27 protein-coding genes are annotated in these 25,498 nt (G+C 39.5%); 6 read left to right on the forward strand and 21 right to left on the reverse strand.

Features of this window, described 5'->3' with window-relative positions; translation table 11 throughout:
- The first annotated feature begins 168 nt into the window (after positions 1-168).
- Entirely contained in the window at positions 169-810 is a 642-nt protein-coding gene (locus K1I97_RS02130; RefSeq protein WP_223331382.1) for a hypothetical protein, read from the forward strand.
- Between the two features lie 77 nt (positions 811-887).
- On the opposite strand, the gene xerS is transcribed toward K1I97_RS02130, so the two are convergent.
- The 12 genes from xerS to ylqF all read right to left on the reverse strand — a co-directional run bounded on the left by xerS (position 888) and on the right by ylqF (position 9,347).
- Positions 888-1,958 (reverse strand): tyrosine recombinase XerS, encoded by a 1,071-nt coding sequence (gene xerS, locus K1I97_RS02135; protein WP_223331384.1) that lies wholly within the window; start codon positions 1,956-1,958, stop codon positions 888-890.
- Positions 1,959-2,099: 141 nt separating this feature from the next.
- Positions 2,100-2,390: a hypothetical protein gene (locus tag K1I97_RS02140; RefSeq protein WP_125416718.1), complete on the reverse strand. Its 291-nt coding sequence runs from the start codon at positions 2,388-2,390 to the stop codon at positions 2,100-2,102.
- The gene (locus K1I97_RS02145; protein WP_125416716.1) at positions 2,371-2,763 is read right to left on the reverse strand and encodes a hypothetical protein; all 393 of its coding nucleotides are present in this window, start codon (positions 2,761-2,763) and stop codon (positions 2,371-2,373) included. Before K1I97_RS02145 ends, K1I97_RS02140 begins: the two co-directional genes overlap by 20 nt.
- Entirely contained in the window at positions 2,745-4,019 is a 1,275-nt protein-coding gene (locus K1I97_RS02150) for a hypothetical protein (protein ID WP_223331385.1), read from the reverse strand. The genes K1I97_RS02145 and K1I97_RS02150 overlap by 19 nt, the downstream gene beginning before the upstream one ends.
- Entirely contained in the window at positions 4,019-4,441 is a 423-nt protein-coding gene (locus K1I97_RS02155) for a hypothetical protein (protein ID WP_223331386.1), read from the reverse strand. Before K1I97_RS02155 ends, K1I97_RS02150 begins: the two co-directional genes overlap by 1 nt.
- A 41-nt stretch (positions 4,442-4,482) precedes the next feature.
- Complete coding sequence (locus K1I97_RS02160; protein ID WP_223331387.1) at positions 4,483-4,839, reverse strand: hypothetical protein; 357 nt, start codon at positions 4,837-4,839, stop codon at positions 4,483-4,485.
- A complete protein-coding gene (locus tag K1I97_RS02165) occupies positions 4,839-5,273 on the reverse strand; it encodes a hypothetical protein (RefSeq protein ID WP_223331388.1) in 435 nt (144 codons plus the stop codon). The genes K1I97_RS02160 and K1I97_RS02165 overlap by 1 nt, the downstream gene beginning before the upstream one ends.
- 28 nt (positions 5,274-5,301) lie before the next feature.
- Positions 5,302-5,583, reverse strand: a complete 282-nt coding sequence (locus tag K1I97_RS02170; protein WP_223331389.1) for a hypothetical protein — start codon at positions 5,581-5,583, stop codon at positions 5,302-5,304.
- A complete protein-coding gene (locus K1I97_RS02175) occupies positions 5,583-6,014 on the reverse strand; it encodes a hypothetical protein (protein WP_185774588.1) in 432 nt (143 codons plus the stop codon). The genes K1I97_RS02170 and K1I97_RS02175 overlap by 1 nt, the downstream gene beginning before the upstream one ends.
- A 148-nt stretch (positions 6,015-6,162) precedes the next feature.
- Complete coding sequence (locus tag K1I97_RS02180; RefSeq protein WP_223331390.1) at positions 6,163-7,713, reverse strand: ClC family H(+)/Cl(-) exchange transporter; 1,551 nt, start codon at positions 7,711-7,713, stop codon at positions 6,163-6,165.
- Between the two features lie 16 nt (positions 7,714-7,729).
- Entirely contained in the window at positions 7,730-8,509 is a 780-nt protein-coding gene (locus K1I97_RS02185; protein WP_223331391.1) for a ribonuclease HII, read from the reverse strand.
- Positions 8,496-9,347, reverse strand: coding sequence for a ribosome biogenesis GTPase YlqF (gene ylqF / locus K1I97_RS02190; RefSeq protein ID WP_000201310.1), 852 nt, complete (start codon positions 9,345-9,347; stop codon positions 8,496-8,498). The genes K1I97_RS02185 and ylqF overlap by 14 nt, the downstream gene beginning before the upstream one ends.
- A gap of 210 nt (positions 9,348-9,557) precedes the next feature.
- On the opposite strand from ylqF, the gene mazE reads away from it, so the two are divergent.
- Both mazE and K1I97_RS02200 read left to right on the forward strand, forming a co-directional pair.
- Positions 9,558-9,773 carry a type II toxin-antitoxin system PemI/MazE family antitoxin gene (mazE, locus tag K1I97_RS02195; protein WP_038806109.1) on the forward strand — a complete coding sequence of 72 codons (216 nt, stop codon included), beginning with the start codon at positions 9,558-9,560 and terminating at the stop codon, positions 9,771-9,773.
- Positions 9,757-10,113, forward strand: a complete 357-nt coding sequence (locus tag K1I97_RS02200) for a type II toxin-antitoxin system PemK/MazF family toxin (RefSeq protein ID WP_038806108.1) — start codon at positions 9,757-9,759, stop codon at positions 10,111-10,113. The genes mazE and K1I97_RS02200 overlap by 17 nt, the downstream gene beginning before the upstream one ends.
- A 33-nt stretch (positions 10,114-10,146) precedes the next feature.
- On the opposite strand, the gene K1I97_RS02205 is transcribed toward K1I97_RS02200, so the two are convergent.
- The 5 genes from K1I97_RS02205 to K1I97_RS02225 form a co-directional block, all read right to left on the reverse strand.
- Positions 10,147-11,325 carry a hypothetical protein gene (locus tag K1I97_RS02205; RefSeq protein WP_223331392.1) on the reverse strand — a complete coding sequence of 393 codons (1,179 nt, stop codon included), beginning with the start codon at positions 11,323-11,325 and terminating at the stop codon, positions 10,147-10,149.
- 17 nt (positions 11,326-11,342) lie between these two features.
- The gene (gene addA, locus K1I97_RS02210) at positions 11,343-14,996 is read right to left on the reverse strand and encodes a helicase-exonuclease AddAB subunit AddA (RefSeq protein WP_223331393.1); all 3,654 of its coding nucleotides are present in this window, start codon (positions 14,994-14,996) and stop codon (positions 11,343-11,345) included.
- The gene (gene rexB / locus K1I97_RS02215) at positions 14,993-18,268 is read right to left on the reverse strand and encodes an ATP-dependent nuclease subunit B (protein WP_223331394.1); all 3,276 of its coding nucleotides are present in this window, start codon (positions 18,266-18,268) and stop codon (positions 14,993-14,995) included. The genes addA and rexB overlap by 4 nt, the downstream gene beginning before the upstream one ends.
- A gap of 106 nt (positions 18,269-18,374) precedes the next feature.
- Positions 18,375-18,794: an EVE domain-containing protein gene (locus K1I97_RS02220; protein ID WP_223331395.1), complete on the reverse strand. Its 420-nt coding sequence runs from the start codon at positions 18,792-18,794 to the stop codon at positions 18,375-18,377.
- Positions 18,787-19,248 (reverse strand): MarR family winged helix-turn-helix transcriptional regulator, encoded by a 462-nt coding sequence (locus K1I97_RS02225; protein WP_223331397.1) that lies wholly within the window; start codon positions 19,246-19,248, stop codon positions 18,787-18,789. Before K1I97_RS02225 ends, K1I97_RS02220 begins: the two co-directional genes overlap by 8 nt.
- Before the next feature lie 146 nt (positions 19,249-19,394).
- Here K1I97_RS02225 and K1I97_RS02230 point away from each other — a divergent pair, with 146 nt between their 5' ends.
- The 3 genes from K1I97_RS02230 to K1I97_RS02240 all read left to right on the forward strand — a co-directional run bounded on the left by K1I97_RS02230 (position 19,395) and on the right by K1I97_RS02240 (position 22,018).
- Positions 19,395-20,204, forward strand: coding sequence for a Cof-type HAD-IIB family hydrolase (locus K1I97_RS02230; protein WP_223331398.1), 810 nt, complete (start codon positions 19,395-19,397; stop codon positions 20,202-20,204).
- A gap of 142 nt (positions 20,205-20,346) precedes the next feature.
- Positions 20,347-21,255 (forward strand): ATP-binding cassette domain-containing protein, encoded by a 909-nt coding sequence (locus tag K1I97_RS02235; protein WP_223331399.1) that lies wholly within the window; start codon positions 20,347-20,349, stop codon positions 21,253-21,255.
- Between the two features lie 10 nt (positions 21,256-21,265).
- Positions 21,266-22,018 carry an ABC transporter permease gene (locus K1I97_RS02240; RefSeq protein WP_223331400.1) on the forward strand — a complete coding sequence of 251 codons (753 nt, stop codon included), beginning with the start codon at positions 21,266-21,268 and terminating at the stop codon, positions 22,016-22,018.
- A 38-nt stretch (positions 22,019-22,056) separates the two neighbouring features.
- Here the strand turns inward: K1I97_RS02240 and K1I97_RS02245 are convergent, their stop codons facing one another.
- The 4 genes from K1I97_RS02245 to aguB form a co-directional block, all read right to left on the reverse strand.
- Positions 22,057-22,935 carry a sensor histidine kinase gene (locus K1I97_RS02245; protein ID WP_223331401.1) on the reverse strand — a complete coding sequence of 293 codons (879 nt, stop codon included), beginning with the start codon at positions 22,933-22,935 and terminating at the stop codon, positions 22,057-22,059.
- A complete protein-coding gene (locus K1I97_RS02250; protein WP_223331403.1) occupies positions 22,935-23,633 on the reverse strand; it encodes a response regulator transcription factor in 699 nt (232 codons plus the stop codon). Before K1I97_RS02250 ends, K1I97_RS02245 begins: the two co-directional genes overlap by 1 nt.
- 106 nt (positions 23,634-23,739) lie before the next feature.
- Positions 23,740-24,477, reverse strand: a complete 738-nt coding sequence (locus K1I97_RS02255) for a TraX family protein (protein WP_223331404.1) — start codon at positions 24,475-24,477, stop codon at positions 23,740-23,742.
- Positions 24,478-24,621: 144 nt separating this feature from the next.
- The gene (gene aguB / locus K1I97_RS02260) at positions 24,622-25,497 is read right to left on the reverse strand and encodes an N-carbamoylputrescine amidase (RefSeq protein ID WP_223331405.1); all 876 of its coding nucleotides are present in this window, start codon (positions 25,495-25,497) and stop codon (positions 24,622-24,624) included.
- Between the last annotated feature and the right edge of the window lies 1 nt (position 25,498).

A 25,498-nucleotide genomic window follows, 5' to 3' on the forward strand; every position in this document is an offset into this window, starting at 1 on the left:
TATCTTCATAACTCAATTTCATAATAAAACACCCCAAAAGTTAGATTTTTTCTGTCTAACTTTTGGGGTGCAGTTCATTTAAGATGGATTCTTTTATTACATTTAGACTTGATAATCAAGCTGATTAGAGTATAATAGAGAGGAAAAATGAAAAGGAGTTATTCATTAATGTTAGAAATTCCAGTAGAAAGTCTTAATCTATTTGAACAGTTAGACCGCAATGTTGTTGCTTTTTATAGAAATGAAGAAATTTCCCAAACAGAAAGTTTAAATATAAGTATCACACAAGAACATTATGATAAGAAAAATAAAGAGCTGCAGCCTTTAGGATACCAAGCTGTTCAAATACCTTTAGGAATGGCTTTAGATAATGTAATCCAGCAAGCCTATTTCCAAAATCTTATAATTGGCGGTCTTCTTCCCGATGAAATCAAAGTAAAGAAAGAGGACTTAATGCCTTTGAAAGACATTGTTGATAGTTTTTGTATTATGTACGCTGCAGCAAATAACCGACTGGAAAATGGTAAAGCTTATGAACTGATGAAGGATAAGACAGTGTATTTTATTGGTAAACTGTTGACTGACAGTCTTAAAAAAGGTGACGAAATTTCGTATATGGGAATCGAAAGAGAATCAGCTGATGGAACTTTTTATGAAGCAGTAAAATGCTTTCTAACTAAAGAGAGCGCTGAGCAATATAATGATGCAAAAAGACCAGTAAGCCACGCAAATTTAGCTTATCTGAAAGCCTTTTGGGGTAATCCAGTAATAATCGAGCCCCATCGTAACTACTGGATTGAGTTTAAATAAACAAAAAACGAAAGATAATAGGAATTGGTCTTTCGTTTTTAAGTAATCTTTAATTTACATAATTAATTCTATGTATTTTACAAACTATCCAAAGCATTCTTTTGTTCATCATTGACGATATGGGTATAGAGGTCAGTGACTTGTGTACTAGCGTGCCCTAGCTGATGGCTGACCAAAACTTGCGATTTAGTTGCATCATAGAGCCTAGTAGCCAGCGTATGGCGTAGTTTGTGGGGAGTTACACGGACTTTGAAGTCCTCAGAGTACTTAGCAACCATCTTTTCAACGCTAGAAGCATCGATACGATTGGAAACGCCACGATATAAGGTCAAAAAGAGAGCTGTATCCGTCTTTTCCGTCTTATAGCGTTGATTTCGAATGGCTAGATAATTCTCTAGATAAGGCTTGGCAAAGGCAGCGACATTGACCGAGTCACGTTTTCCCCCCTTACGAGTGACATCAATAATCATCATTTTGAGATTAAGGTCTCTTAGATCCAGATTAACAGCTTCAGATAAGCGAACACCAGATGCTAGGAGAAGGGCGATAATGGCCAAATCACGTTCTTTATTTTTATTGAATGACGAGAGAGCGCGATTTGAGAGCTGTTGTGGATACTCTTGGTCGATATAAGTCAGAAAACCTTCTGTTTCATCACCTAGAAAGAGTTTTTGCTTGATGTTTTCAGCTCTAGCAGCAAGGGTTTCTTTCTTTTTCTTAGTTGAAACTTTCTTCATTACATTACGATAGAAATAAGGTTCCCCTTGGTCGTTTTCAACTTCCTCGGTTAGATACTTGTAAAGACTAGAGAGTGCTGACAAGGTCCGATTGATAGTCGTCTGAGAGACACCTTGTTTGGTTGTATTGGCATTCAGCAAAGGTCGTTCTCGTAGATATAGGATAAAGGATTCCATGTCTTTCTTAGACATATTTTCCAAGACTGATAAAGGAATGTCAGACATTTTATCAGCATTTGAAATACCAGACTCCAAAACCCAGCTGAAAAATCGATCATATTCCTTAAGGTATTCGTACAAGGTTGTAAAACTATAGGGGACAGCAAGCTTAGATTGGTAGTATTCCAGAACATACCAGGGCATGATTTGTTTTAGTTTGTCGATTCGTTCCAGTAAAATATCACGTTTCATGTGTTCTCTCCATATATAAGTCTACTAGTAGTATAGCATAGACTTATATATTTTTCAAGAAAATTATAGTTTTTCGGAAAGATATAATAAGAAACTTAAAACAGAAGTCTAACTTTATTCCATTTATTCTGAACTACTTTATTAAATTTCATCATACTTGAGCAACATATTCGAAATCTTTGCTTCAAGACTCTTGCGAACCTTACCTTGAATTGCAGTATCCATTTGGCTGTTTATGCTTGTGATAGTTGATTTGGTTTCTGTAGCAATTTTTTCAGCTACCTTATTAAAGTTTTCTTTTAATTTATTTTTTGCTGATATCGCTAACCTTGCTTCCGTAATAATTCGGTTTCTTTCCATCATTCGATACATTTGTTTCAGTGCATATTGATATTCTTCATCAGTGTAGTATTCATTCATTGGTGCTTGCATAATCTCTCCTTAGTTTGTGAAATTCTTCGTCTAAATCATTTCTTTTTTTGCGAAACTCGTTATCGTATTTTTCTCTCTCATCTTCAAGTTTAATCCTATGATCTCTGTATACTTGATTCGAAAAGTGTCTCAAATTTTCTATTTCTATAAAATAGTCTCTAACATCATCAGCCGTTGACGAAAATTTTCTCAAGATTTGATACATTTTATCAACTTCTTCGGAAATTAGTTTTTCTAAGTTTGCATTTCGTTCTTCTAGATCAAGCGCTTTGTTATCAAGTTTCTTCTTTTCTTGATAATATTGTTCTTCTAGAGTAAACAGTTCTCTTTCTTTCTCTCTGATTTCCTCCCATTTTACATCTTTTCTTTCCATTGTCGAAACTCCTTGCCTAATTGCTTGTCTGTTGCTACTGTTTTTTCGATGACTTCCTGTAATTGTTTATCCATATTTTCAAATGCTTGAGCGGAAGCATTCATCAGAGTGGCTGTTTGTTTTGTTTCTGCCTGAAAAGTATCGATAAACTGTGCTTGAGTAATACCTTGGCTAGCAAAAAGGGTCTCAACCTCATAAGGAGCTAATGCTGTGTAGCTTGTAAAATCGATTTTTGACCAAATTTCTTGTAATTCTTGATTGGCTTTTTTGGCTAAGGCGCTCACTTCATCAGCTCCAGTTCTTGCTGCCGTAGCCATAGATGATGATAAGATAGAACCCTGAGCTGCATCTAAGTATATTTCCTCAGAGCTACTAATGCCACCTGATGACCATTTTGACTTCAAGTCCTTGTAATGAGCCATTCCTCGGAGACTGTTGGCATACGCTCGATAAACGCCACTGATTAAGGGTTTTCCTCCTTTGCCATCTACAAGTTGACCAGTTACAGGATCAAACTCCCAGTCACCAATTTTATGACTCGAACCATCAAGCCAGTGAATCGTACTAGGCATAGAATTTGTAGTGGTAGTATTATACCATTCTGGATGGTTAAAATCATTCCAGACTACTACGTCATCATTTTTTCTACGGTAATCTATAAACATAGAAGGGCTACTTTCAATAAATGCTTTTTCTTTCAATGAAAGGGCTCCATATTTAAACCAAGCATTAAAGGTAGTCGTAGGTATATGATATTTAGCCCCTACTTTTAGCATATAAGATCCTTGTGAATAACCAGATAGTTGACTAACTTCATATCTGGGATCATCCATAATCTCTTTTACGAATTGGTCAGCAACTTTATATTGTGGAGATAAATAAGTTTGCCTTGCAATTATGGCACTATTGACGTCGCGTGAGCTGAACATAGTTTTATTCACCGGACTATCAGGATCCGTTCCAGCAGCAATCACAGCTACATTTTTATAATCTGGTTTGCCATTGACTATAGGAGCTACCGCCAGCCCATCAAAACCAGTTCCTGGGTCAGACTTAGTCGCAACAACACGAAATTCTTGACCATCGGAGGTGGTAATAGTGTTGGTTTCTTCAAAATCAGATGAAGAAGGATTCGGATTAGGAGCTTCTGTAACCAAAGGTTTATTATTTCTCTCAGCGTATTCAGCATTGACACTGTATACATTCTTCCCGTGGTTTAATTCATTAAGTTGTTTATCAGTATAATTAAATACCATTACTGTTCCCCTCTTTCTTTGTTAGAGTATGTAACTGTAACTGTATTAGTTGTTATTCCTTTTCTTCGGTTAAGAAAATCTCGCTGTCCATAAGTCATACGACCATTGTAATTTTCTATCTCATCTAAGTTATGTGGAATTCCATAGAATATTTTTTCCCCATCTTCAAACAAAATATCAACCTTACAAGACCAGTCACCAGGAGGGTTCGTATATGTTGGATTGGAAATTTTGATTTCTTCTATCCCTTCATATGAATTTTTTAAGGCATTAATCAGACTTACTTCATATTCTCTATTTCGACGCTCTTCTTGAGACTTCCCTAACATACTAAACATAAAAACACCTCCTGCTGTGATAATTGCGATTGACAAAACGATTAGTAACCTTTTATAACTTTTTTTAGTGCTGGAATTATTCATTTAAGATTTCCTCCTTTTTCTTATTATACTATAAGATTAGTCTATATTACACTATAATAAGAAAAAGTTGTTTTACAACTGTCAATCTTAGTGGGACTCCCTGGATCTGTCCCAGGAGCAATCACAGCTATACTTTTATAATCCGGTTTGCCATTGATAATTGGCGCAACTGCCAGTCCATCAAAACCTGTTTCAGTGTCAGACTTAGTGGCAACGACACGGAATTCTTGACCATCTGAGGTGGTTATAGTGTTGGTTTCATAGCTAGCTAATTCAGAATCAGGTTTATTAACAACAAGCTTTTTATGTTTTCGTCTAGCAAACTCTGGATTCACACTGTAAACTGCAGTATCTCTATTTAAATTATTAAGCTGTTTATCTGTATAATTAAATGTCATTATTGCTCTCCTTCGTCGTTATCAGAATAAGTTACCCTGATTTTCGAAGTGGTTTTACCCTTGTTTTCATTCAAAAATTGTCTATCTTTTATTCTTCCTTCCCATTCCAATGAAGCATCTGTTATTTCTTCGGTGTCTAAAGAATATCCAATCCCATATTTAATAGTTTTTTCATCAATAAACTTAATTTCAACATCACAAGACCATGATCCCGGCGGGTTTGTATAATCAGGATTTGTAATCTTGATCTCTTCTATCCCTTCATAGGAATTCTTTAAGGCGTTTACCAAACTAACTTCATACTCTCTATTTCGACGCTCCTCTTGGGATTTCCCTAACATGCTAAACACAAAAACACCTCCTGTTGTGATGGCTACGAGTAACAAAACGATTAGTAGTCTTATATATCTTTTTTTATTGCTGGAAATATTCATTTAAGCTTTTCTCCTTTTCTCTATTCTACTATAATTTAAAGATAAATAACAGTAGAATAGAGAAAATCAAGTCAATTGTCACAGATACTGCATCAAATCCCGATATTCGGTGAGACTTAGTCGCAACAACACGGAATTCTTGACCATCAGAGGTGGTTATAGTGTTAGTTTCATCCGAAGATAACTTATCATTTGTTTTGGCTACAACTTTCTTTTCAACTTCCCTTTCAGCATATTCAAAATTTACACTATAAACATTTTTTCCGTGATTTAATTCATTGAGTTGTTTATCAGTATAAGTGTATACCATTAATATTCTCCTTCTGAACCATCTGAATAAATAATTTTTGTGAGTTTACTAGTCTTACCCAAGTGACTATTTAAAAATTCTCGGTCCTCTTTTCTATCCTCTCTCTCTAAAGATACATCAGAAATACGTTTATCTTTTTTTGAATAATTAATTTTATATTTTATGCTTCTCTCGTTAAAATATAGTTCAACTACGCAAGTCCAACTTCCTGGAGGATTTGTGTAGTTTGCATTAGAAAATCTAATTTCTTCAATACCCTCATAACTATCTTTTAAAGTTTCAACCAGACTAACTTCATACTCTCTATTTCGACGCTCTTCTTGGGATTTCCCTAACATGCTAAACATAAATATACCTCCTGCTGTGATAATTGCGAGTGACAAAACGATTAGTAGCCTTTTATGGCTTTTTTTATTGCTGGAATTATTCATTTAAGCTTTTCCCCTTTTTCTTATTATACTATATTTTAATTAATTTTAACGATATAAGAAGTAAAAACCGATCTCATTGCTGAAAACGGTTTTTAAAAGTATTAAATTACAATCTTTATTTACATAATTCATATTATGTAAATATCATCTACAACAACAAATCTTTTACTTTGCCAATTTCACTTTTTGGTATCACTAGGTGAATCATATCACCCAGATACATTCTGGTTGAGCCATTCACTGTTTGACTTTTGCCATTATGGACTTGTGTGGTGATGAGTACGTTATGTGGCAGGTTGAGCTCGTGAACCTGTTTTCCAGCGATCTTATCTGATACAGGGATTTCAATGAGGGTGACTTCTCCTTCATCTGTTGCTTCTTCTGGTAGCATTTTTTCCAGCATGGCCTCATAAACTGGAGCGCCCTTGAGTAGATCCATGATGATGTAAGCAACCAAGGTCACTAAGCCAAGTGGCATGAGGTTGCGAATATCTCCAACCATCTCGGTTACGAGTATCATAGCGGTTAAGGGAGCCTTGGATATTGCCCCAAAGTAGCCACTCATTCCCAGAATGACAAATATAGGGAATTGTTCCTGACTGACAAGTCCAAGATTCACACAAATAACACCAACTAGGGCACCAAGTAAGGAACCAAGCGCCAAAATGGGAAGGAAAATTCCTCCTGGGAGACCACTTCCATAGCTAATCATGCTCCAAACAAATCGAATCAAAAAGTAAGCTAATAAAACCTGAAAACTAAAATCTTGCTCAGTCAAAGAAAGAACGACCTGATTTCCACCACCAAGGATTTGTGGCAAGAAAATCCCGACTGGTATGATAAGGATAAAGGCTAGGATTGGATAATAAGCTCTATCCAAATGGATTTTTTGACCAATCCAGTCATAAATTCGACCAACATTGAGTACAGCCTTCTCATAGAGAAAACCAGAAAGTCCGAGAAAAACTCCCATAAAGAGGTAAATCCAATACTGGTCTAGGGTCATGAGAGGAATGTTGTCTGGCATATCCAGTACGGGTGTTAGGCCAAATATGAGCAGAGAAACAAAGTTTGCTACGAGACTGGCTGCTAGAGTTGAGACCCAGAAAAAGCGGGAAAAATGGTGATAGACTTCTTCTACAACAAAGAGGAGACCTGCGATTGGTGCATTAAAGGCAGCGGCTAAACCTGCAGCAGCTCCACTGGCAATCAGGGAACGTTCTTCAACTGGGCTAGATTTTAGCCACTTGGCAATACCTTTACCACCAACAGCTCCAAGTTGAATGCTTGGCCCTTCTCGTCCTAACATAAGTCCACTGGCAATAGCAAGAATCCCTAGGACATATTTTTTCCAGAGGACACTCCACCAGTTAAGAGCCATGAGTCCTTTTAGTTCGGCTTCGACTTGAGGAATTCCTGAACCCTTGATATCTTTTTCTGACCGAGTTAGTTTCGCACTAAGCCAGCAAACGATTAAATAAAATAGGCCAATGATAAAAAGATTGCGCACTAGGTGCGCTTGATCTTGATAGAGCCCTTGTATCAGATGAAAACCCTTTTCGATTAAGAAACGAAAAGATCCGACGATTAGCCCGATGACGAGACCAACAATGATTCCTCGTCCAACTTGGGATAATATGGTGCTTGAGGCAAAGGCAAATTCTTTCTTGGAACTAAGTGTTTCTGACTGTTCCTCCATAATCATTTCCTCCAACTTAGCTTTCTTTATTTGTTGCAACCAGTGTTTTGACTGGTTCAAAACTGGTTCGGTGAATTGGGGTGACACCTAGTTTTTCAAGCCCTTCTAGATGTTTAGCTGTTCCATAGCCTGCATTAGCTGTAAAATCATAGCCAGGATATTGCTGATCGTATTCCTTCATCAATTCATCCCGTGTCACCTTGGCTACTATAGATGCTGCTGCGATTGAGAGGGAGTTAGCATCTCCTTTGATAATGGAGGTTTGTGAAATTGGTAACTCCAGTTTCATGGCATCTATCAAGAGGTGCTCAGGTTGCGGACTGAGCTGGGCGATTGCTTCCTTCATGGCCAGTTTGGTAGCTTCATAGATATTGACTTGGTCGATGATGTGATTATCCTTGATACCAATACCTATTGCCAAGGCTTGATCTTGAACAGCTTGATAAATTTCCAGATGTTTCTTTTTAGGAATCTTCTTGCTATCGTTGAGGCCTTTAATCTTACAATTTTTAGGTAAAATAACAGCTGCAGCGACTACAGGGCCAGCAAGAGGACCACGTCCGACCTCATCAACACCTGCAATTAGGGTCAATCCTTGCTTATAGAGTTCTTTTTCATAGGAAAGCATAGATTCCAAACGAAGGTCTTCATCCAGTTCAGCCTGAATGGCTTTTTTACGCTTGCTGATTTCCTTTTGAACTCCAGAACGAGGATCCTTTCCCAGTTCAAGAAAAAGGGGATTGTCTAATTCTTTGACAGTAGCAAGAAGGTCTTTGATTTCTTTAATCATCGTCATCGATGTCGTCCAATGTATCTAAGGTGTAGTTACCGAGTTTGCCATCACGGACTTCCTTGACGAAGAGGCTGTAAAAGCGGTCGTAGTCGTCTCGGAATCCAAGGGCACGGGTCATATCCATAATAATAACAGGCGCTTCTTCTTCTATCTTCATTTGTTTGAAGCGTTCAGCTAGCTTTTCTGGATAATGTTTTTTGAAATAATTGAGACCAAAAATGGTCACTTCATCCATAGGAAGCAACTGGTCTTTGATAGCTCCAGTCAAGGCTAGTTTCAAAGCAACGGTTTCGTCTTCAAATTTAGGCCATAGAATACCTGGCGTGTCTAATATTTCCAGGTCTTTGTTGGTTTTGAGCCACTGTTGCCCCTTGGTAACACCTGGTTTATTGCCGACAACTGCAATCTTTTTCCCAGCCAAACGGTTCATGAGAGTTGACTTACCAGCGTTTGGAATTCCGATAATCATGGTCCGCAAGGTTTCGATTTTGATACCGCGTTCTTTCTGGCGTGCAATCTTATCAGCCATGAGCTTTTTAGCCGCATCTGTCACAACTTTTACAGTCACTTGCTCTTTGGAGTTGATAGCCAGAGTTTGGATTCCCTGTGATTCAAAATACTGACGCCATTCTTTGGTCATTGCGGGGTCAGCAAGATCTGCCTTATTCAAAATCAAAAGCTTTGGTTTATCACCCACAATCTTGGTTAACATAGGATTTTGACTAGATAAAGGTAGCCGAGCATCCACCAAAATCGTCACAAAATCAACAAATTTTAAATTCTCCTGAACCTGTCGCCGAGCCTTAGACATGTGACCCGGAAACCATTGAATAGTAGCCATAATATTTTCCCCTTCCGACTAAAAAAACGTAGTAAAAACGTTTTCTTTCTCACCATCTATTCTATCATAAATTAGGTGCTTTTGCACAGGCTTTGACTAAAATAAAACCACACTATAGCACATAACTTAATTTATGTAATTAAACGTTTGCTTGACTTTATTTGCCGTTTGGTATATACTTTGTATATACGATTTCGTGGAGGTAGAGTGATGAATACAGTAAAGACTCGGAAGGTGGGAAATTCTCTCACTGTGACCATTCCTAAAAATTTGGGTATGACGGAAGGTCAAGAAATGGTTGTCTACAAAGGAGTTGATGGAGTCATTGTCTTAGCTCCAAAACTGAAAGATCCTTTTGATGGGATTGCTGACTTAAGAATGACAAACGATTTTGAAGGGGTAAAAATCATTGATAGCGAAATCTGAGTATATTCCTGAAAAGCAGGATATCATTTGGCTCGATTTTGATCCATCAGTTGGTCGGGAGATTCAGAAACGGCGTCCTGCCTTGGTTGTTTCTAGGAGAGAATATGCCTTGCAAACTGGTTTTGTGGCTGTCTGTCCCATTACCCATGGTCAAAAGCATTTAGCAGAAAAAGGCCTGCTCGTTCCTGTCTCGTCGGATAAGGTAGATGGTGCTGTCAATCCATTTCAACTGTATACCTTTGATTTTAGGATGCGCAATGCTCAAAAAATAACAAGAATGGACACGCAGTGTTTTCAGAAAGTCGTCCAACTTTACCAATACATTTTTGAAGATACATAAATCCTACCATGCATAGACAAGGTAGGATTTTTTCTATATGAGTAACCTATCTAAAAATGGGTGAAGGCAATTGAGGAGAATTCCTCTAATCCAGCTTTCTTGTGCAGATGATAGATGTTCTAGCTGAAGGCATTCTTTTAGAAAATCACGGACTTGTTCTGGTGCAATTTCAAACTCAAAGGCTTTCATCTTGTAGAAAAAGTCGATGAGATGCTCAGATAAATATTCATCTGAAAAGCGTACTTCTCCACTTTTTCGATATTCTAATAAGAGTCGAGAAAATCTGGCTTTTTCATCAGGTAAATCACGAAAATAGGAATTAAGAAGCCAAGTCTGCTTCTGCTTTCGTTCAATAGGATCTTGATTTGCAATTCGCTGTTCCTTTTCCAGCTCTTTCTGGTTTTGTTTAGCCTTGATAGCCCGTTCGTCTCTATTTTTTCCAAAGAGGATTTTCTCCCACTTTCGTTCTTCTTGAGTCAAGGTTTCTGTAAAGCCAAAGTAATCTTGATAGGCTCGCTCTGCAGGTCCCATGGCAAGAATGAGGTTGTCAGCGTATTGCTTGGCGATTTTATCTCTTTTCTTGCGTTCTTTCTCTGCCTGAATCCGCAAATGCTGCTCGTAGTCAATTTTCTCCTTGCCTAGTTTGACAAGGTAGAGTTGGTCATCTGTCTTACCAAGTAAAAAAGGTTTGATACACTTTTCCAGCACTTCTTCCATACGAGCCTTCTTCTTTGGCTCTGCCTTGGTCCAACTTCCGCCTTGAAAGACCTCTAGGAAGAGCTGATAATCTTTCTCAGGCGTGAATTGATTGCCACGATTGGCTTTGAAAACACCTTTTTCCCAAAACCATTTTAAAAGTCGTTCGTCAAAGTCGCTTTTATTAACCTTGATTTTTTCCTTTTTCTGAGCCTTTCTGGTTAGGTTTTCAACTTTTCTGAGTAGTTTTTCTTCCTCTTCCAGTTGCTGGTCTAAACTCAGTCGGTGAAAATGGCGAACACAATCACTGCCAATCGGAAAGAGTCGTTGGCCTGTAACGCAGTTAAAGAGTTCGTAGGCGTATTTAATGGCATTCCCACAGACGCAATTGCTACGACCAATACCATTAAAAATCAAGGAAACTTCATTCCATTCCTTGGTAGCTTGTTCCCAAGTATCAGCTTTTGAAGCCTGTAAAACCGCATCGTGCAGGGATTTTCTAACTGGAAGTGACATGAGGTTTCCTTTCTAAATTATACTTTTACAACTTGAACCTCATCTTTGCCGAGCAAAATCAAGTATTTTTCTATGTTTTCAATCAAATAAGCTCGAGATAAAGCCTCTCCGTATAGGGCTAACTGACCACGATAGCGGTCTATGAGTTGTCTTGGTTCATCGTAACGGTCTGTCTTATAGTCAAAAAGAATAATTCTGTCCTCGTAAAGTAGATAGCCGTCCAAAATCCCACGAACAACAAAGTCTTCCTGACTCTTTTGATCTTTTTTGAGCATGGAGAAAGGTTGCTCGCGATAGAGATGGTCGGTATTAGCGAGAATCTCCTGACCAAGTGGTGTGTCAAAGAATGCTAGAATTTTAGAAAGATTGATCTTGTCTCTGACAGCTGGACTAGCCTGAACTTGTTTGAGAGTTTCTGTCAGGCTAGCAAGTGTTGGTTGCTGACTGAGGTCAATTCTCTGCATCAGTTCATGGGTGGCACTACCAATCTCAGCTCCAGTGACTTTTTCTTTAGTTGAAAAATTTGGCAAATCAAAGCTGATTTTCTTATCAGTTGATTGAGTTTGGTTAGCAATTTCTACCCCTTCCATATCCATAACCGGTTCGTAGAATTTCTTGATTTGGCTTGGGGTTTGAACACTTGGTAGTTCAATGGCTGCGCGGTGAAGAGTATTATAAACTTCCACCTCTTTCAGCATTTCCAGAGCTTCTTTGATGGTCTCAGACTGGCGGTTGTCTGCTTGAGAGCTATCTTGGAGAGGGCTCTTGTTTTCCAACTCCCCGATAGCTTCTCTAGTCAACTGATCTTCGCCAACAAAACGATAACTAAAGTTGAGATCTTCCTTGGCAAATACTTTACTGATAGCCCAGACCCAATCTTGGAAATTTCTTGCTTGCAGTCTGGTATTGCTATCTAATTTTCCGCTCTCAGCTGATGGATATTCCTTGGCTTCTAGCTTTTCACGAGAGCCCTTACCGACAAGATAAAGCTTTTTCTCAGCCCTCGTCATAGCAACATACAGCAGACGCATCTGCTCTGAATAGCTAGCCAGTTGCAGTTCTTTCTCATTCTGGATATAAGTTAGACTAGGAATGGAAAGTTTGATGGTTTTAGGATAGTGTGCTTCCACTGCTCCTGTTTCCACTTTGGCAGTGTATTTGACACCAAGCCCATTTTGACGGCTGAGAATGACGTCTGACATCGAGTCTTGCTTGTTGAAGTCCTGATCCATGTTGAGGATAAAGACGTAAGGAAATTCCAATCCTTTGCTCTTGTGAATAGTCATAAGCTCCACGGCATCTTTAGGCGGCGCGACGGCTACGCTTGCGAGGTCATGCTGAGATTCCAAAACCTGATCAATCATACGTATAAAACGCGACAAGCCCTTGAAATTACTCTTTTCAAACTGGTCAGCGCGCAGAGCTAGGGCGTAGAGATTGGCCTGTCTGGCTGGCCCATTGGGCAAAGCCCCAACATAGTCATAATAAAAACGGTCGTTGTAAATCTTCCAAATCAAGTCATAGAGAGAGTGGGTTTTGGCATATAAGCGCCAAGAATCCAAAATATCCATGAATTGATTGAGTTTTTCAGCTAGAGCTGTATGAATTAACTCTTTCTGGCTTGTTGCCTGTTTTTGAGCATTGACCAGTTTCTCATAGAGATTTTCTTGGACCTTATCTTCTACTTTCTGAAGGGACAAGCGTGCCAACTCGTCCTCATCAAAGCTAAACATAGGAGACTTCATCAGCGCAACCAGAGCATAGTCTTGCAGGGGATTGTGGATGACACGAAGAGTATCCAGCATGACTTGTACTTCTAGGGATTGGAGATAATTATTTTGCTCGCCGTCGGTTTTAACTGGAATTCCGTACTCAGACAGGGCGAGGAGAATCTGGTCATTTCGACTGCGACTAGAGGTCAAAAGGGCTATTTCTTTGAAGGCAACACTTTTCTCCTGATGAAGTGTAAGAATCTCCTTGATGACCAGGCGCATTTCTCCTGTGAGTTTTGTTTCTGTTTGGTTCTCTTCTTCCTCTTGCACACTATCGTCCTTATCGTAGAGGAGAAATTCTGCCTTGTTGTCTGGATTAGGAGTCAGTTTGGTATTGGCAAAAACAAGTTGGTGCATGCTGTCATAGTTGATTTCGCCGACCTCTTGGTCCATGAGACGTTCAAATACATCGTTGGTTGCTGACAGCACTTCTGAACTACTACGAAAATTTTCCTTGAGGAGTATCAATTTACCCTCTTTAGGATTTTGCGCATAGCGTTGGAATTTTTCATTGAAAATCTGCGGGTCTGCCTGACGGAAACGGTAGATAGACTGCTTGATATCTCCCACCATAAAGCGATTGTGACCATTCGACAGCAATTCCAGCATTCGTTCTTGAATGTGGTTGGTATCCTGATACTCATCGACCATGACTTCGTGGAAGCGATCTTGATAAGTCTTACGAACTTGCGGGAAATTCTCTAAAATCTCAATGGTGAAATGACTGATATCAGCAAATTCAAAAGCATTTTCATGGCGTTTACGTTCTCGATAAGCCTCCACAAAATCACTCATAAAGGTTTGGAAGGTTTTAGCTAGATCCCAGGTATCTTCATGATAACGCTCTTGGTAGTCGAGAATGGTTATCTGGTCTGACAGTTTTCCTAGTTTATCAAACTGGACCTTTCTCTCATCGTTATAGGCATCAGCCAGTGGTTTCAAATCGGCCTTACGACTGGAATTGGCTAGAGCACGACCATTTTTCTCCTTCGAGGTGGCGACAACACGCGCAAGCACTGCTTGATAAGCCTGACTGTCGGACTCTTGATTTAAGGAGCCAATTACATCCAGAACCTGTTGAACAGCTTCTAAATAGGCAGCTTTTGGGAACTCCTTGGCATCATTATCCAGATGATAACGGAAGAAACTTTCCAAGTCCCAAAGCGCCTGCTTGATTTGCTCAGTTAGTTTCTCTTTTTCATTTGCAAAGTCAGCCTTTTCAAACCCTTTGAGGAAAGACTCGTTCAGCCATTTTTTGGGACTGCTGGTGGATTGAAGGAAATCATAGATTTTGTAGACTTGCTGGCGCAGACCTCGTTCATCCTTGCCACGCCCAGCAAAGTTCTTCACCAAGCTACTAAATTTCTCTTTATTCTCACCTTGGTAATGCTCTTCAAAAACCTGATGAAAAACTTCGTTCTTTAAGAGTAACTGTTCACTTTCATTTTGTAAAATACGGAAGTTCGGTGCGATATCAATCAGATAGCCATGTTTGCCAAGGAATTTTTGTGTGAAAGAGTCCATGGTTCCGATGGCAGCGTTTGGTAGATCTGCCAATTGACGTCCCAAGTGTTGTTTGAGATCGACATCATCGGTTTCTTGGATTTGTTGGCTGATTTTTTTCTCCAAGCGCTCTTTGAGTTCAGTAGCAGCCTTGACAGTAAAAGTCGAGATAAAGAGTTGGCTGATTTCCACACCACGCGCTAACTGGTCCAGAATGCGCTCTGCCATGACAAAGGTCTTCCCTGAACCAGCAGACGCTGAAACTAATATATTTTGCCCTACCGTATAAATGGCTTCGATTTGCTCAGCTGTTTTCTTCTGTTCCTTGCTCGAACTCGCTTCTGCTTCTTGCAGTTTTTGAATCTCTTCCTCAGTTAAAAAGGAAATGGGCTTCATCGATTCAACTCCTCTCTCATTTTCTCAAACCAAGCTTGCTTGAGTTTTTCTCCGACCAGTCGTTTGCCATCAGATAAGTCTAATTTCTCTAGGAAACGAGCTTGACCTAAATGGTAATTAGCTTCAAAACCTGTGATTGCTTGATGCTGCTGAACGTACGGGGCAATGCTTCTGCCATTTTTGGTATAGGGATTGATGGCGAACTGGCCTTGTAAAATCTTCTCAGCTGCCTTCTTGTACAGATGGGCATTATAGTCTAGTAAGAGCTGGAACTCCTCGTCTGTCAGCTGATTAGCCTTGTTTTTGTTGTAAAATTCGCCCAAGTGACTGCTTTCTTTTTCTAAAAAGAGTCCTTGGTATTTCATTGATTTGCTGGCTTCTACTACTGCTCCTGCCAGACTTTTAACGGTCAACAGAGATTGGACAGGTTCAGCCATTTCCAAGTACATGGCACCGAAAAAGTTCTGCTCCCCTTCTCTTTTTAGGGCAGCAAGATAGGTTGGCAGTTGGGAATTGAGCCCATTGAAGAAATGAGGAAACTGGAACTGGGTCAAACTAGACTTATAGTCCACCACTCCTATCGCACCATCAGCTTTCAGGCGGTCAATACGGTCAACCTTGCCTCGCACATGGACACTGCGACCATTATCCAATTGAATAAAGGCTTGATCTTTGCCGCCAAATGTTGCTTCCTCTTGGATGGTTTCGATGGCTGGATTATGACGAAGGATGTGCCCAGTAGTCCGCGCGACATCGAGCAGAACTTCCTTGGTAAACTGGGCTTCCAAACTTTCTTGATAAATGGCTTCAAATTCCCGTTCTTGGCTGGTTTCCTTAATAGCTTGCTCCAGACGTTGGTCGAATGGATTTTCAGCAGGCAGCTTCAAGGCACGTTCAAAAATACGGTGCAAGAAATTCCCGTGACTGCGAGCATCTGGGCGCAGGCGCAATTCTTCCTGCAAGCCTAGAACATAACGGAGGTAATAACTATATTCATTGCGGTAAAACTCCGTCAAACCAGAGGTAGACAGGTAAAACTCTTTGTCAGCAGGATAGAGAGCCTGCAAGGTATCCTTTGCTAATGGCTTGCTACTTGGACTAGTTGGAAGGGCAGGATTCGCAAGGTCTTTTTGATCTAGTTTTTTACCCATGACACGCGCTAAGACCGTGACAAAAGTTAAATCTTGTTCATTTTTACTAGAAGCAGCTTGCTGATGATAGACAACCAGACTAGACAAGAGACTGTGATAAGAACTCATATCTTCTTTGCTAAGATTTTTATGGTTCATTCTCTTTTCTCTTCGGCTAAATCCAAAACTTACCAGTTCATGAAGATAGGCAGATTCCTTGCTCTCATTTTCATTGAGAAGACTGGGTGCTGACAAAATCAACTGCTTACGGGCAGCATTGACTAAAGAAAGCATGGTATAGCGATTTTTCTTGAGGTTTTCACTGCTTGCAATCAGCAATCGTGCTCCTTCTTCTGTCGCTTGGTTTAGGCTTTGTCTTTCTTCATCTGTCAAAAGGCTAGTATTTTGCGCGATTTTTGGTAAATGATCCTGAGTTAGTCCAATGGCATAGACAAAGTCAGCAGTCAGTGGTGCAATCAAATCGTAACTCTGCACCAGAACAGTGTCCACTGTCGCTGGAATGGTGCGATACTGAGACAAGCTCAACCCAGAGTGGAGCAAGGCTAGGAAGTCCTCCAGACTAACTTGTGAACCATCAAAAACGGTCGCAAATTGTTCTAAAACGTGACAGAAAGCTTTCCAAACTTCAGCTTGTCTTTCCTGTTCAGGAGCTTCCATAGTGGATGTTAAACCTTGCATCTGCTTGCTTAAAGCAGCATTTTTTAGAAAAGTACTCCACTTTTGCAAGAGATTTTCGGTCTTCTGTTTCCGGCTGGCAAACAAAGTTTCAAGGGGCTCCAAAACTCGCAAACGAATGGCATTCAAGCGTTCCAAATCAAACTTTCCATGGTGGGATTTGGTGAAGGTTTGCTGAAAAGCTGGCAAGCCATTGATGTCAAGATAGCGGAGATATTGCTCAAAAGCATCAATATCAGCCTGACTAAGGTCAGTATACAAACCAGTTCTGAGGAGATTAATCAAATCCTCCTGACGGAAACGGTAGCGTTTTAATCGTAAAATAGACTCCACATACTGGGTCAAGGGATGATGAGCCATGGATTCGCTTTTACCAAGATAGAATGGAATCTGGTACTGGTCAAAAATGGTCTTTAAGGACAACTGATAAGAAGTCACATCCCCCAGCAGAATTCGGAAATGCTTGTAACTCAGTTCTGGATGGTCATGTAATTTCTGACGAATGCTACGGGCTACCAACTCCAACTCTTCTTTTTGCGTCAAACAAGACCAGATTTGCAAGTTTTCACGGTCCTTCTCAGCGACATCCAAAGTAAGTTCTGAAAAGTCATAAGAAGACTCCAGCAAACGAGAGGCCTTGTCAAAACTATCCATGTACGCATGAGTGTGAGAACGGTCTTGAGCAGGTGTTTGGTATTTAGCACCTAAATGATGAAGAAATTCCACACTGGCTTGGTAGAGATTCCCTTCAGTGAAAGGACTGGTATAAGCCTTTTTACTTGCATAAGCACCAAGGACAATCTCAACACCTTTGCGATGGAGTAGATCCACCACATGCTCTTCCTCGGCAGAAAAACGGGTAAAACCGTCAATGATCAAGGCAAGCTGACTGAAATCACTACTTACCTTATCATTCTCAATAGCCTCAATCAAATGTGATAACTGACTTCCCTGAGCCAACTGGTTTTGATTGAGATAGGTAGCCACTTTCTCAAAAATCAAGAGTAAGTCTGCCCGCTTGTCCTCATCGGTCAAACTTTCCAAGTCCAAAAAGCTCATCTGAGCAGTCGTCATCTCGTGATAAAGTTCAATCAACTGCTGGATAAATTGAGGATCTTGTTTAATAGCACCATAAACTCGTAACTCTTTGGGATCAAGTTCAGCAAGGCATTTATAGAAGGCCATCCCAAGACCGATGTCATCAAGACTGGTCTTTGTAGGCAAGTCATTTAAAACCAGGTAACGAGCCATTTGAGCAAAGCGCGTGACGGTAATAGCAAAAGAAGCCTGCTGGGACAAGCATTCCAGCACGGCACGTTCCTTTTCAAATGAAAGAGAGTTGGGGGCAATGTAGAAGACCCGTTTGCCAGCAGCAACCAGCTCTTCTGCCTCTCTAGTTAGAATTTCTGTCAAAGAAGTCCGAATATCAGTATAAAGTAATTTCATCTCTGCCTCGTTTGGTTTCTCAAAGTTTCTTACTCTATTATAGCAAAGTTCGCTTCACAGTCCAAATCCAAAATTCTTGTTGACAATCATTTAACTAGCAAATCAATCAAGCTTCATCATCCACTTTCATATGATGAAAGATATAGAGGAAAAAGTCTTTGGAAACTTCAAAATGCCCATAACGAAGCCTAGAAGCATAGTCTTTCCATTCAGGATGTTGTCTGGCTATTTCTATTGAGCAATATTTTACTGGTAGATAATACTCGATATTTCGTCTAAAGGGAAAGAATCCTTCAAACTGCTCTACTTGATAGGCTTTGTCATCTATAATTTTACCTACGGCCACAAAAGCCTGTAACTTATCTTGACCATTCATATCGTATTTTGGGCTATAGTATAAAAAATAATCGCCTTTTTTCATACGGTTTAAGGGGCCGCCCTTTCCGTGACAGACTTGACAAAAATTTCCCTCAACTCCTCTTAAAACATGATTCTTTGAAACAACTCCGACCCAATATCTAGGCATTTTTATCCTCCAACTCTGCTAATATGCGATTGAAACTTTCTCTATCGTTAGAAAGTTTTTCAAAAAAATCTTCATCAACCCCTTCTACTAAGGGTAAAGCTTGATTGACTTTCTCCACACCAGACTTCGTCACTAAGACCAGTTTTGCCCGACTATCCTTTGGATGTTGATCGCGACTAATGTAGTCTTTCTTCTCTAGTAACCGGACAATCTGAGAAACCGTCATTACATCCATACCTGTGAAATGAGCAATATCAACTTGTGTTACATATTCCTCTCTATTAGACAAAAACAAGAGTGAGGTCAAAACGATAAATTGGGGCAAAGTGAGGCTAACTGATTTCAAGACTCTTTTTAAGTTGCTTTCCCACTTGTTGTAAACTTTAATGAAAAGAAGACCTGTAGACTCTGTTTCATTATTTTTGTAAATTGAATTAAAGTGATACTTTGACATTATTTCTCCTTAAATATTAAGTATACATATTATATAAGAATTTATTTTGTTTTTCAAGAAAAGGAAAGTGAAATGTTACAATTCTGTCAGACATTTTATAGTCTATATGCTATAATAAAAGCAAAACACATAGAAAAGGAAGTCTTATGATTAAACTACTAGCCTTGGATATGGACGGAACCCTCCTTAACGAAGCCAAGGAAATCCCACAAGCCCACATCACTGCCATTCATCAGGCCATAGAAAAAGGTGTCAAACTGGTTCTCTGTACGGGTCGCCCGCTTTTCGGTGTTCTCCCCTACTATAAACAACTAGGACTTGACCTCCAGAACGAGTACGTCATTGTCAATAATGGTTGTTCAACTCACCAGACCAGTGACTGGGGGCTAGTTGACTGGCAAGAACTCAGTCCAGCTGACATCGGATACCTCTATGACCTAGCAGAAAAAAGCGACGTCCAGTTAACTCTTTTTGATGAGAAACATTATTTTGTCCTCGGTGGTAAGCCTAATCAAATTGTTCAAAATGATGCCAAACTAGTCTTTTCAGACCTGACTGAAATTTCTCTTGAGGAAGCCACCAGTGGAAAATATCGAATGTTCCAAGGCATGTTTTTAGGAACAAAAGAGCAAACAGACGATTTTGAGCAACGGTTCGCGGAGGAACTCTGCCAACGATTTAGTGGCGTTCGTTCGCAGCCTGTCATTTATGAAGCCATGCCACTTGGAACCACAAAAGCTACTGCTCTTTCACGACTAGCTGATATTTTGCAGATTGAGCCATCAGAAATTATGGCCATGGGTGATGCTAATAATGATATCGAAATGCTCCAGTTTGCAGGCCTTGGCATTGCTATGGGAAATGCTAGTGAGCATGTCAAATCCCTTGCCAATGACGTTACATCCAGCAATGAAGAAGACGGCGTCGCGCGTGCCATTGAGAAGTATATTTTATAATTGAGAAGCCCAGTTCATGTCAACTGGGTTTTGTTTTTTTTAAGAATCACAAAACTTTAGAAACTCTTTAGAAATACTTGAGCTTTCTTTGATTTCTATAGCTTATACTAAAGTTAGAAAAATAAATCAAAAGGAGAAAATCATGAAAACAGTACTCGAAATTCATGGACTGACCAAAGAATTTGGTAAACAAGCTATTCTTCAAGATCTTAATCTAACGATAAAAGAGGGAGATATTTATGGTCTAATTGGGAAAAACGGAGCAGGTAAAACCACTCTTATCAAAATAATTACACAACTACTGTTTGCGGATAAAGGAACTATTTCCCTCTTTTCTAGTCAATCGGAAAATGAGTGGACCAAGGCTTTATCTCGAGTGGGTTCGGTTATCGAATCACCTGTAGCCCATAATCATTTAACAGCTTATCAAAATCTGAAATATTATTGTATGATTCGTCATATTCCAAATGCTGATAGGGTGATTCATGAGACCTTGGACTATGTTGGGTTGTCAGATACAGGGAAAAAAGTCTTTCGTGATTTCTCGCTAGGAATGAAACAAAGACTTGGTATCGCCATTGCCCTTCTATCTAAACCTGATTTCCTGATTCTTGATGAACCCATTAACGGTCTGGATCCTATTGGGATCAAAGAATTTCGTCTCATGATTCAGCGGCTCAATCAAGAAAAAGGAATAACTATCCTCATCTCTAGCCATATCTTGTCAGAACTCTATCTCTTAGCTAATCGCTTTGGTATTCTGGATCAAGGTAAGATTATCCGTGAAATCAGTAAAACTGAATTTGAAACACTGAGTGAGGATTATATTGTGCTTAAAACAAGCGACAAAGAAAGAGCTTGTCAGGTATTGAAAGAACAAATCCAGCTCCAGTTTAAGGTTGTCAATCCTGAAAATGAAATCCATATCTTTGGAAATGAACAAGATGTCAAACAGATCCTCAAGCAACTAACTTTGGCAGATGTTTCTATTGAAGAGATTTACTTTGCCCGTCAAAACCTAGAAGAATACTTCACACAATTGGTAGAATAGGAGAAAAATCATGATACACACCATTCAAGCAGATTTTTACCGTCTTTTCCGCTCCAAAGGATTCTGGATTACAGAATTCATTCTCTTTGTACTTATGTTACTGGGTGCTACTATTGGCGCTACAGGACATCTAATGTCCGTTCAAACAGCACCACCTGAGACTCCTACCCATGGTTGGAATGGGATAGAAGCTCTAATCAACGTGTCAAATAACGGCTCAAACCTCGTTTTCCTCTGTATTATTCTAGTATGTTTAGTTCTTGGGGTTGATCTAATCGGCAAGCTTTATAAAAATAGTTTGACAGTCGGTGTTTCTCGTACAGAATTTTTCCTTGCTAAATTCTTTGTTCTAGCAAGTATCGCTCTCTTACAACTCATTACCAGTCTTGTGATTGCCTTTATTCCCGCGACTCTACTAAACGGACTTGGTACAATGCCTGATGGTTTTGTTACTAATCTCCTCTTGACGATTTCCCTTCAATTTCTCTGCCTTCTAGCTTGGCTTTCGATTGTTTCCTTTATTCTCTACCTAACTCATTCTTATCTTGCCGTATTTATTGGTTATCTGATTAGCTCTATCGTCATTTCTATTCCAATGCTTGTTTTCCCAGACATTGAAATTCTACGATATTTAATTCTAGATTTTGCCTATGCTATGACTACTAATAGTCAAGCTATTCTCTATACCATCACGGTTTGCGTAACGGTCATACTTTTCTTCTCTTTCAGTGGACTGATTATTTTCAAGAAGAAAAGCTTATAAAAAAGACCTCCTCTAGGATATAGAGGAGGTTTCTTCTGTTAAAAATAGATAAAGACCGAAAACCATTCTCCATCAGCAACTAGCTTCATATCCGCTCCAAGAAGATGAACCAATTCCTCGGTAATATAGAGACCTAAACCAGAGGATTCTTCTGTGTCTGATAGATTTTCAGAATAAAAACGATTGCTGAGATTGTCTATATTCTTGATTGGTTTTTTGACAAGATTATCAATTTCCAAAACAAGCCCTTTTTCTCCCTTTTTCAAAGAAAGTCGAGCCTTCTCCTTGCCGTGCTTGAGAACATTTCCAAGCAGGTTTTGTATAATTCGATCAAGCAAGTCCTCATCAGTCGCCGTTTTCAATCCTGGTTCAACGTTAAAATCAAGAACAATCTGTGAAGATTGAAAAACATCGTAATAAGCTAAAGTCTTTTTCGTTATAAAAGTTGATAAATCAAGTTCTTCCAGTTTCGGTTTGACTGCTCCTTCCATCAAATGACGGTATTCAAGGAGAGCCTCCAAACGTTTGGAAACCAAATCAAGGTGATGGGCTATCTTGTTTAACGTTTCTGGATTAGGTTCAGGATTTTTTATTAGTTGCTGAGTATATCCTGAAGCGATTGTTAAAGGTGTTCGAATATCATGAGCGATGTTACTGATTGCCATATCTAGGGTGCGTTTTTCCTGCTTCATGATGAGCTGATTCTGTTCCACTTCTTGAAATAGATTCTCAATTTGGTTATGTAGACGCAAAATGGTCTTTGAAAAGAAGTTTACCCCGATTCTTTTCATGCTACCAGAGCGAATCTTTTCTTCAATTTGTCTGCTTAAATCTCTAATTGCTATATAATAGCGAATCAAAGAGACTGATAAAATGATGTTAACGAGGAGTAATATTGATATCAAAATGTAATTCATTATTTGTCTCCTTTTAATCGAACACCAACTCCCCAAATGGTTTCAATGTATTCGTGATTTGGATCCAGTTGATGCAGTTTTTTACGGAGATTGCTTAGATGGGTGTTGAGCGTATTGTCTCCAGGCAGGTAACTTTCTTCCCAAATCAATTCATAGAGTTCTTCCTTGGTGAAGATTTTTTTAGGATGATGGAGCAACATTTGGAGAATTTGACACTCTTTCTTTGCAAGGCGAATAGTTTCAGTTGCGCTACTTATTTCAAAACTATCCGCATCAAACTGGATATTTTTTAAATTTTGTACGAGGTTTTCAGTTTCCCTGCGGTTTTCTGACTGATGTTCACCATTTTGGCGTAACTGTACAGTGACTCTGGCAAAAACTTCGTTCAAATCAAAAGGTTTTACTACATAATCATTGGCACCATCTAGGAGATATTGGCTGATGAGCTTTTTATCACCCAAAGCAGTGAGCATGATGACCGGAGTCTGACTAGTTTGTCGAATAGCTTGCAAGACTTGGTCACCATTTTTCCCAGGGAGCATGATATCTAGCAGAACGAGATCAATGCCACCTTTGTCAAATTGCATGATACCTTCTGTGCCAGAAAAGGCTTGTATCACCTCGTGTTCCTCTGCAAGAAGGGTTCTTAAAATTTCCTGGATTTCATTATTATCTTCAATAACCAATATCTTAGTCATAAACCTCGTCCTTTCTAAAACTATTATAACATGTTTTATTAGGAATTCCAGATACAGAAAAGCTCCTCTCACATTTTAAGCAAGATGGAGCTAATGGAAATTGAATCTACTTAACCAAATAAGCAATCAAGGTTATAATCCATAGATGAGCCGGGTAGAAAATATAAAAGAAATACTTATTCCATATAGTTTGTTCACCACGTTCCCCATTATACAAGGCCATAAAAGGAAAGACAGTGATAAAAAGCCAGTCAGAGTTGTAAAGCATCATTTCCAGTGTTTGGTCCCAAGTGTCATAGATTTGGATGGAAGTTACTAATAGGAAGGCCCAAAGGAGAGTATAGAGAAGATTTCGCAATCCCTTGCGATTTCGACAAGAGTAACTAATTAAGAGAAATGGTAGCATAGTGATGCCACCCTCAGTAAAAAGACAACCGAAAATCAAGAGACCAGCAACTCCAATTCGACGACATAACTTCTCTTTTTGATCCAACTCTTTTCTGGGAAATCCAAGCCAAAGCATGGTAACACCGATGGCTAAAGTAAAGAAAATGTTATTATTTACCATTACTCCTTTAGATGCAAATAGGGCGTTGAGGAGGCTATTTCCAGCAAACATGATAAGCGCCCAACTCCAGAGACGAATGAGGTAGTTTTTCAAATTTCGAGTATGGATGAATCCTTCCATAGCCATATAGGCAAACCAAACTCCCACACAACGGGTCAAGGCGTGAAGAATACCTTCCCACATAGGAGAAACAATTCCGGTGATATGAGGAATATGGTCTAAAACCATTATTGCAGCCATCAGATACTTCAACTGCGTCGCATTCCATTTTTTCATAATAAACCTCTTTCTTTTTGATCTACATAGAGTATAGCATACATTTCCACGTATAATCGTACACCCATCTTACATTTAAAAAGCCTATCTTACATTTTTGTAAGACAGGCGTGAATATCAAAAGTTTATTATGAAAGTTACCTTCTAGTCCGTAATTCGTTGGTACATTTCTGGTCTTCTATCACGAAACAGGCCCCAGTTGAGGCGTTCACTTGCTCCCTTGTCAAGGTCATAAGTTGCTAACAGAACAGCTTCACCTTGTCTTTCGGCTTGCTCTAGAATAGCTCCCGTTTCATCCGTCATAAAGGACGAACCGTAGAAGTCAAGACTGGAACTCTGTCCACCATTTTCCTCACTTGGAGTTACTTTCTCTAATCCATAACGATTGGCCGCAATGACTGGAACAATATTTGCTGCTGCATGACCTTGCATAGTACGTTGCCAGTGACCACAACTGTCTGTATCCAAAATCGGCTCTGAACCGATGGCTGTTGGATAAAAGAGTAATTCAGCACCATTCAATGCAAGACAGCGCGCTGTTTCAGGAAACCATTGATCCCAACAGATACCGATACCAATCTTAGCATAGCGAGTATCCCAGACCTTGAAACCTGTGTTACCAGGCGTAAAATAAAACTTTTCTTGATAATAATGGTCATCTGGTATGTGGGTCTTTCGATAAACGCCCAACACTTCCCCATCAGCATCAATGACGGCGATAGAGTTATACAAGACATTGCCATCTTTTTCATAGAAACTAATGGGTAAAACGACCTTTAGCTCCTTAGCAATCACCTTAAAATGCTGAATAGCTGTATTTTCTGTCACCGACTGGGCATACCGATAATAGTCATACTTGCGTTCCTGACAGAAATAAGGACGTTCAAATAACTCTGGTAAGAGAATGATTTGTGCGCCTTTGTCTGCAGCTTGACGTACTAAACGCTCCGCTGTTTGGATATTTGTTGCTACATCCTTGGCACATTGCATCTGGATCGCTGCAACTCTAACATTTCTCATC

This window comes from Streptococcus oralis, assembly GCF_019929345.1.
Classification (GTDB): Bacteria; Bacillota; Bacilli; order Lactobacillales; family Streptococcaceae; genus Streptococcus.

What these genes read in the sequence shown, in the direction of transcription:
- K1I97_RS02240 (WP_223331400.1), top strand. Translation starts at nt 21,266, where the DNA reads ATGATACACACCATTCAAGCAGATTTTTACCGTCTTTTCCGCTCCAAA.
- addA (WP_223331393.1), bottom strand. Translation starts at nt 14,996, where the DNA reads ATGAAGCCCATTTCCTTTTTAACTGAGGAAGAGATTCAAAAACTGCAA.
- K1I97_RS02220 (WP_223331395.1), bottom strand. Translation starts at nt 18,794, where the DNA reads ATGCCTAGATATTGGGTCGGAGTTGTTTCAAAGAATCATGTTTTAAGA.
- K1I97_RS02225 (WP_223331397.1), bottom strand. Translation starts at nt 19,248, where the DNA reads ATGTCAAAGTATCACTTTAATTCAATTTACAAAAATAATGAAACAGAG.
- K1I97_RS02255 (WP_223331404.1), bottom strand. Translation starts at nt 24,477, where the DNA reads ATGAAAAAATGGAATGCGACGCAGTTGAAGTATCTGATGGCTGCAATA.
- xerS (WP_223331384.1), bottom strand. Translation starts at nt 1,958, where the DNA reads ATGAAACGTGATATTTTACTGGAACGAATCGACAAACTAAAACAAATC.
- K1I97_RS02185 (WP_223331391.1), bottom strand. Translation starts at nt 8,509, where the DNA reads ATGACGATGATTAAAGAAATCAAAGACCTTCTTGCTACTGTCAAAGAA.
- K1I97_RS02230 (WP_223331398.1), top strand. Translation starts at nt 19,395, where the DNA reads ATGATTAAACTACTAGCCTTGGATATGGACGGAACCCTCCTTAACGAA.
- K1I97_RS02250 (WP_223331403.1), bottom strand. Translation starts at nt 23,633, where the DNA reads ATGACTAAGATATTGGTTATTGAAGATAATAATGAAATCCAGGAAATT.
- aguB (WP_223331405.1), bottom strand. Translation starts at nt 25,497, where the DNA reads ATGAGAAATGTTAGAGTTGCAGCGATCCAGATGCAATGTGCCAAGGAT.
- K1I97_RS02235 (WP_223331399.1), top strand. Translation starts at nt 20,347, where the DNA reads ATGAAAACAGTACTCGAAATTCATGGACTGACCAAAGAATTTGGTAAA.
- K1I97_RS02180 (WP_223331390.1), bottom strand. Translation starts at nt 7,713, where the DNA reads ATGGAGGAACAGTCAGAAACACTTAGTTCCAAGAAAGAATTTGCCTTT.
- K1I97_RS02155 (WP_223331386.1), bottom strand. Translation starts at nt 4,441, where the DNA reads ATGAATAATTCCAGCACTAAAAAAAGTTATAAAAGGTTACTAATCGTT.
- K1I97_RS02175 (WP_185774588.1), bottom strand. Translation starts at nt 6,014, where the DNA reads ATGAATAATTCCAGCAATAAAAAAAGCCATAAAAGGCTACTAATCGTT.
- K1I97_RS02145 (WP_125416716.1), bottom strand. Translation starts at nt 2,763, where the DNA reads ATGGAAAGAAAAGATGTAAAATGGGAGGAAATCAGAGAGAAAGAAAGA.
- rexB (WP_223331394.1), bottom strand. Translation starts at nt 18,268, where the DNA reads ATGAAATTACTTTATACTGATATTCGGACTTCTTTGACAGAAATTCTA.
- mazE (WP_038806109.1), top strand. Translation starts at nt 9,558, where the DNA reads ATGAATACAGTAAAGACTCGGAAGGTGGGAAATTCTCTCACTGTGACC.
- ylqF (WP_000201310.1), bottom strand. Translation starts at nt 9,347, where the DNA reads ATGGCTACTATTCAATGGTTTCCGGGTCACATGTCTAAGGCTCGGCGA.
- K1I97_RS02245 (WP_223331401.1), bottom strand. Translation starts at nt 22,935, where the DNA reads ATGAATTACATTTTGATATCAATATTACTCCTCGTTAACATCATTTTA.
- K1I97_RS02165 (WP_223331388.1), bottom strand. Translation starts at nt 5,273, where the DNA reads ATGAATATTTCCAGCAATAAAAAAAGATATATAAGACTACTAATCGTT.
- K1I97_RS02205 (WP_223331392.1), bottom strand. Translation starts at nt 11,325, where the DNA reads ATGTCACTTCCAGTTAGAAAATCCCTGCACGATGCGGTTTTACAGGCT.
- K1I97_RS02160 (WP_223331387.1), bottom strand. Translation starts at nt 4,839, where the DNA reads ATGACATTTAATTATACAGATAAACAGCTTAATAATTTAAATAGAGAT.
- K1I97_RS02170 (WP_223331389.1), bottom strand. Translation starts at nt 5,583, where the DNA reads ATGGTATACACTTATACTGATAAACAACTCAATGAATTAAATCACGGA.
- K1I97_RS02140 (WP_125416718.1), bottom strand. Translation starts at nt 2,390, where the DNA reads ATGCAAGCACCAATGAATGAATACTACACTGATGAAGAATATCAATAT.
- K1I97_RS02130 (WP_223331382.1), top strand. Translation starts at nt 169, where the DNA reads ATGTTAGAAATTCCAGTAGAAAGTCTTAATCTATTTGAACAGTTAGAC.
- K1I97_RS02150 (WP_223331385.1), bottom strand. Translation starts at nt 4,019, where the DNA reads ATGGTATTTAATTATACTGATAAACAACTTAATGAATTAAACCACGGG.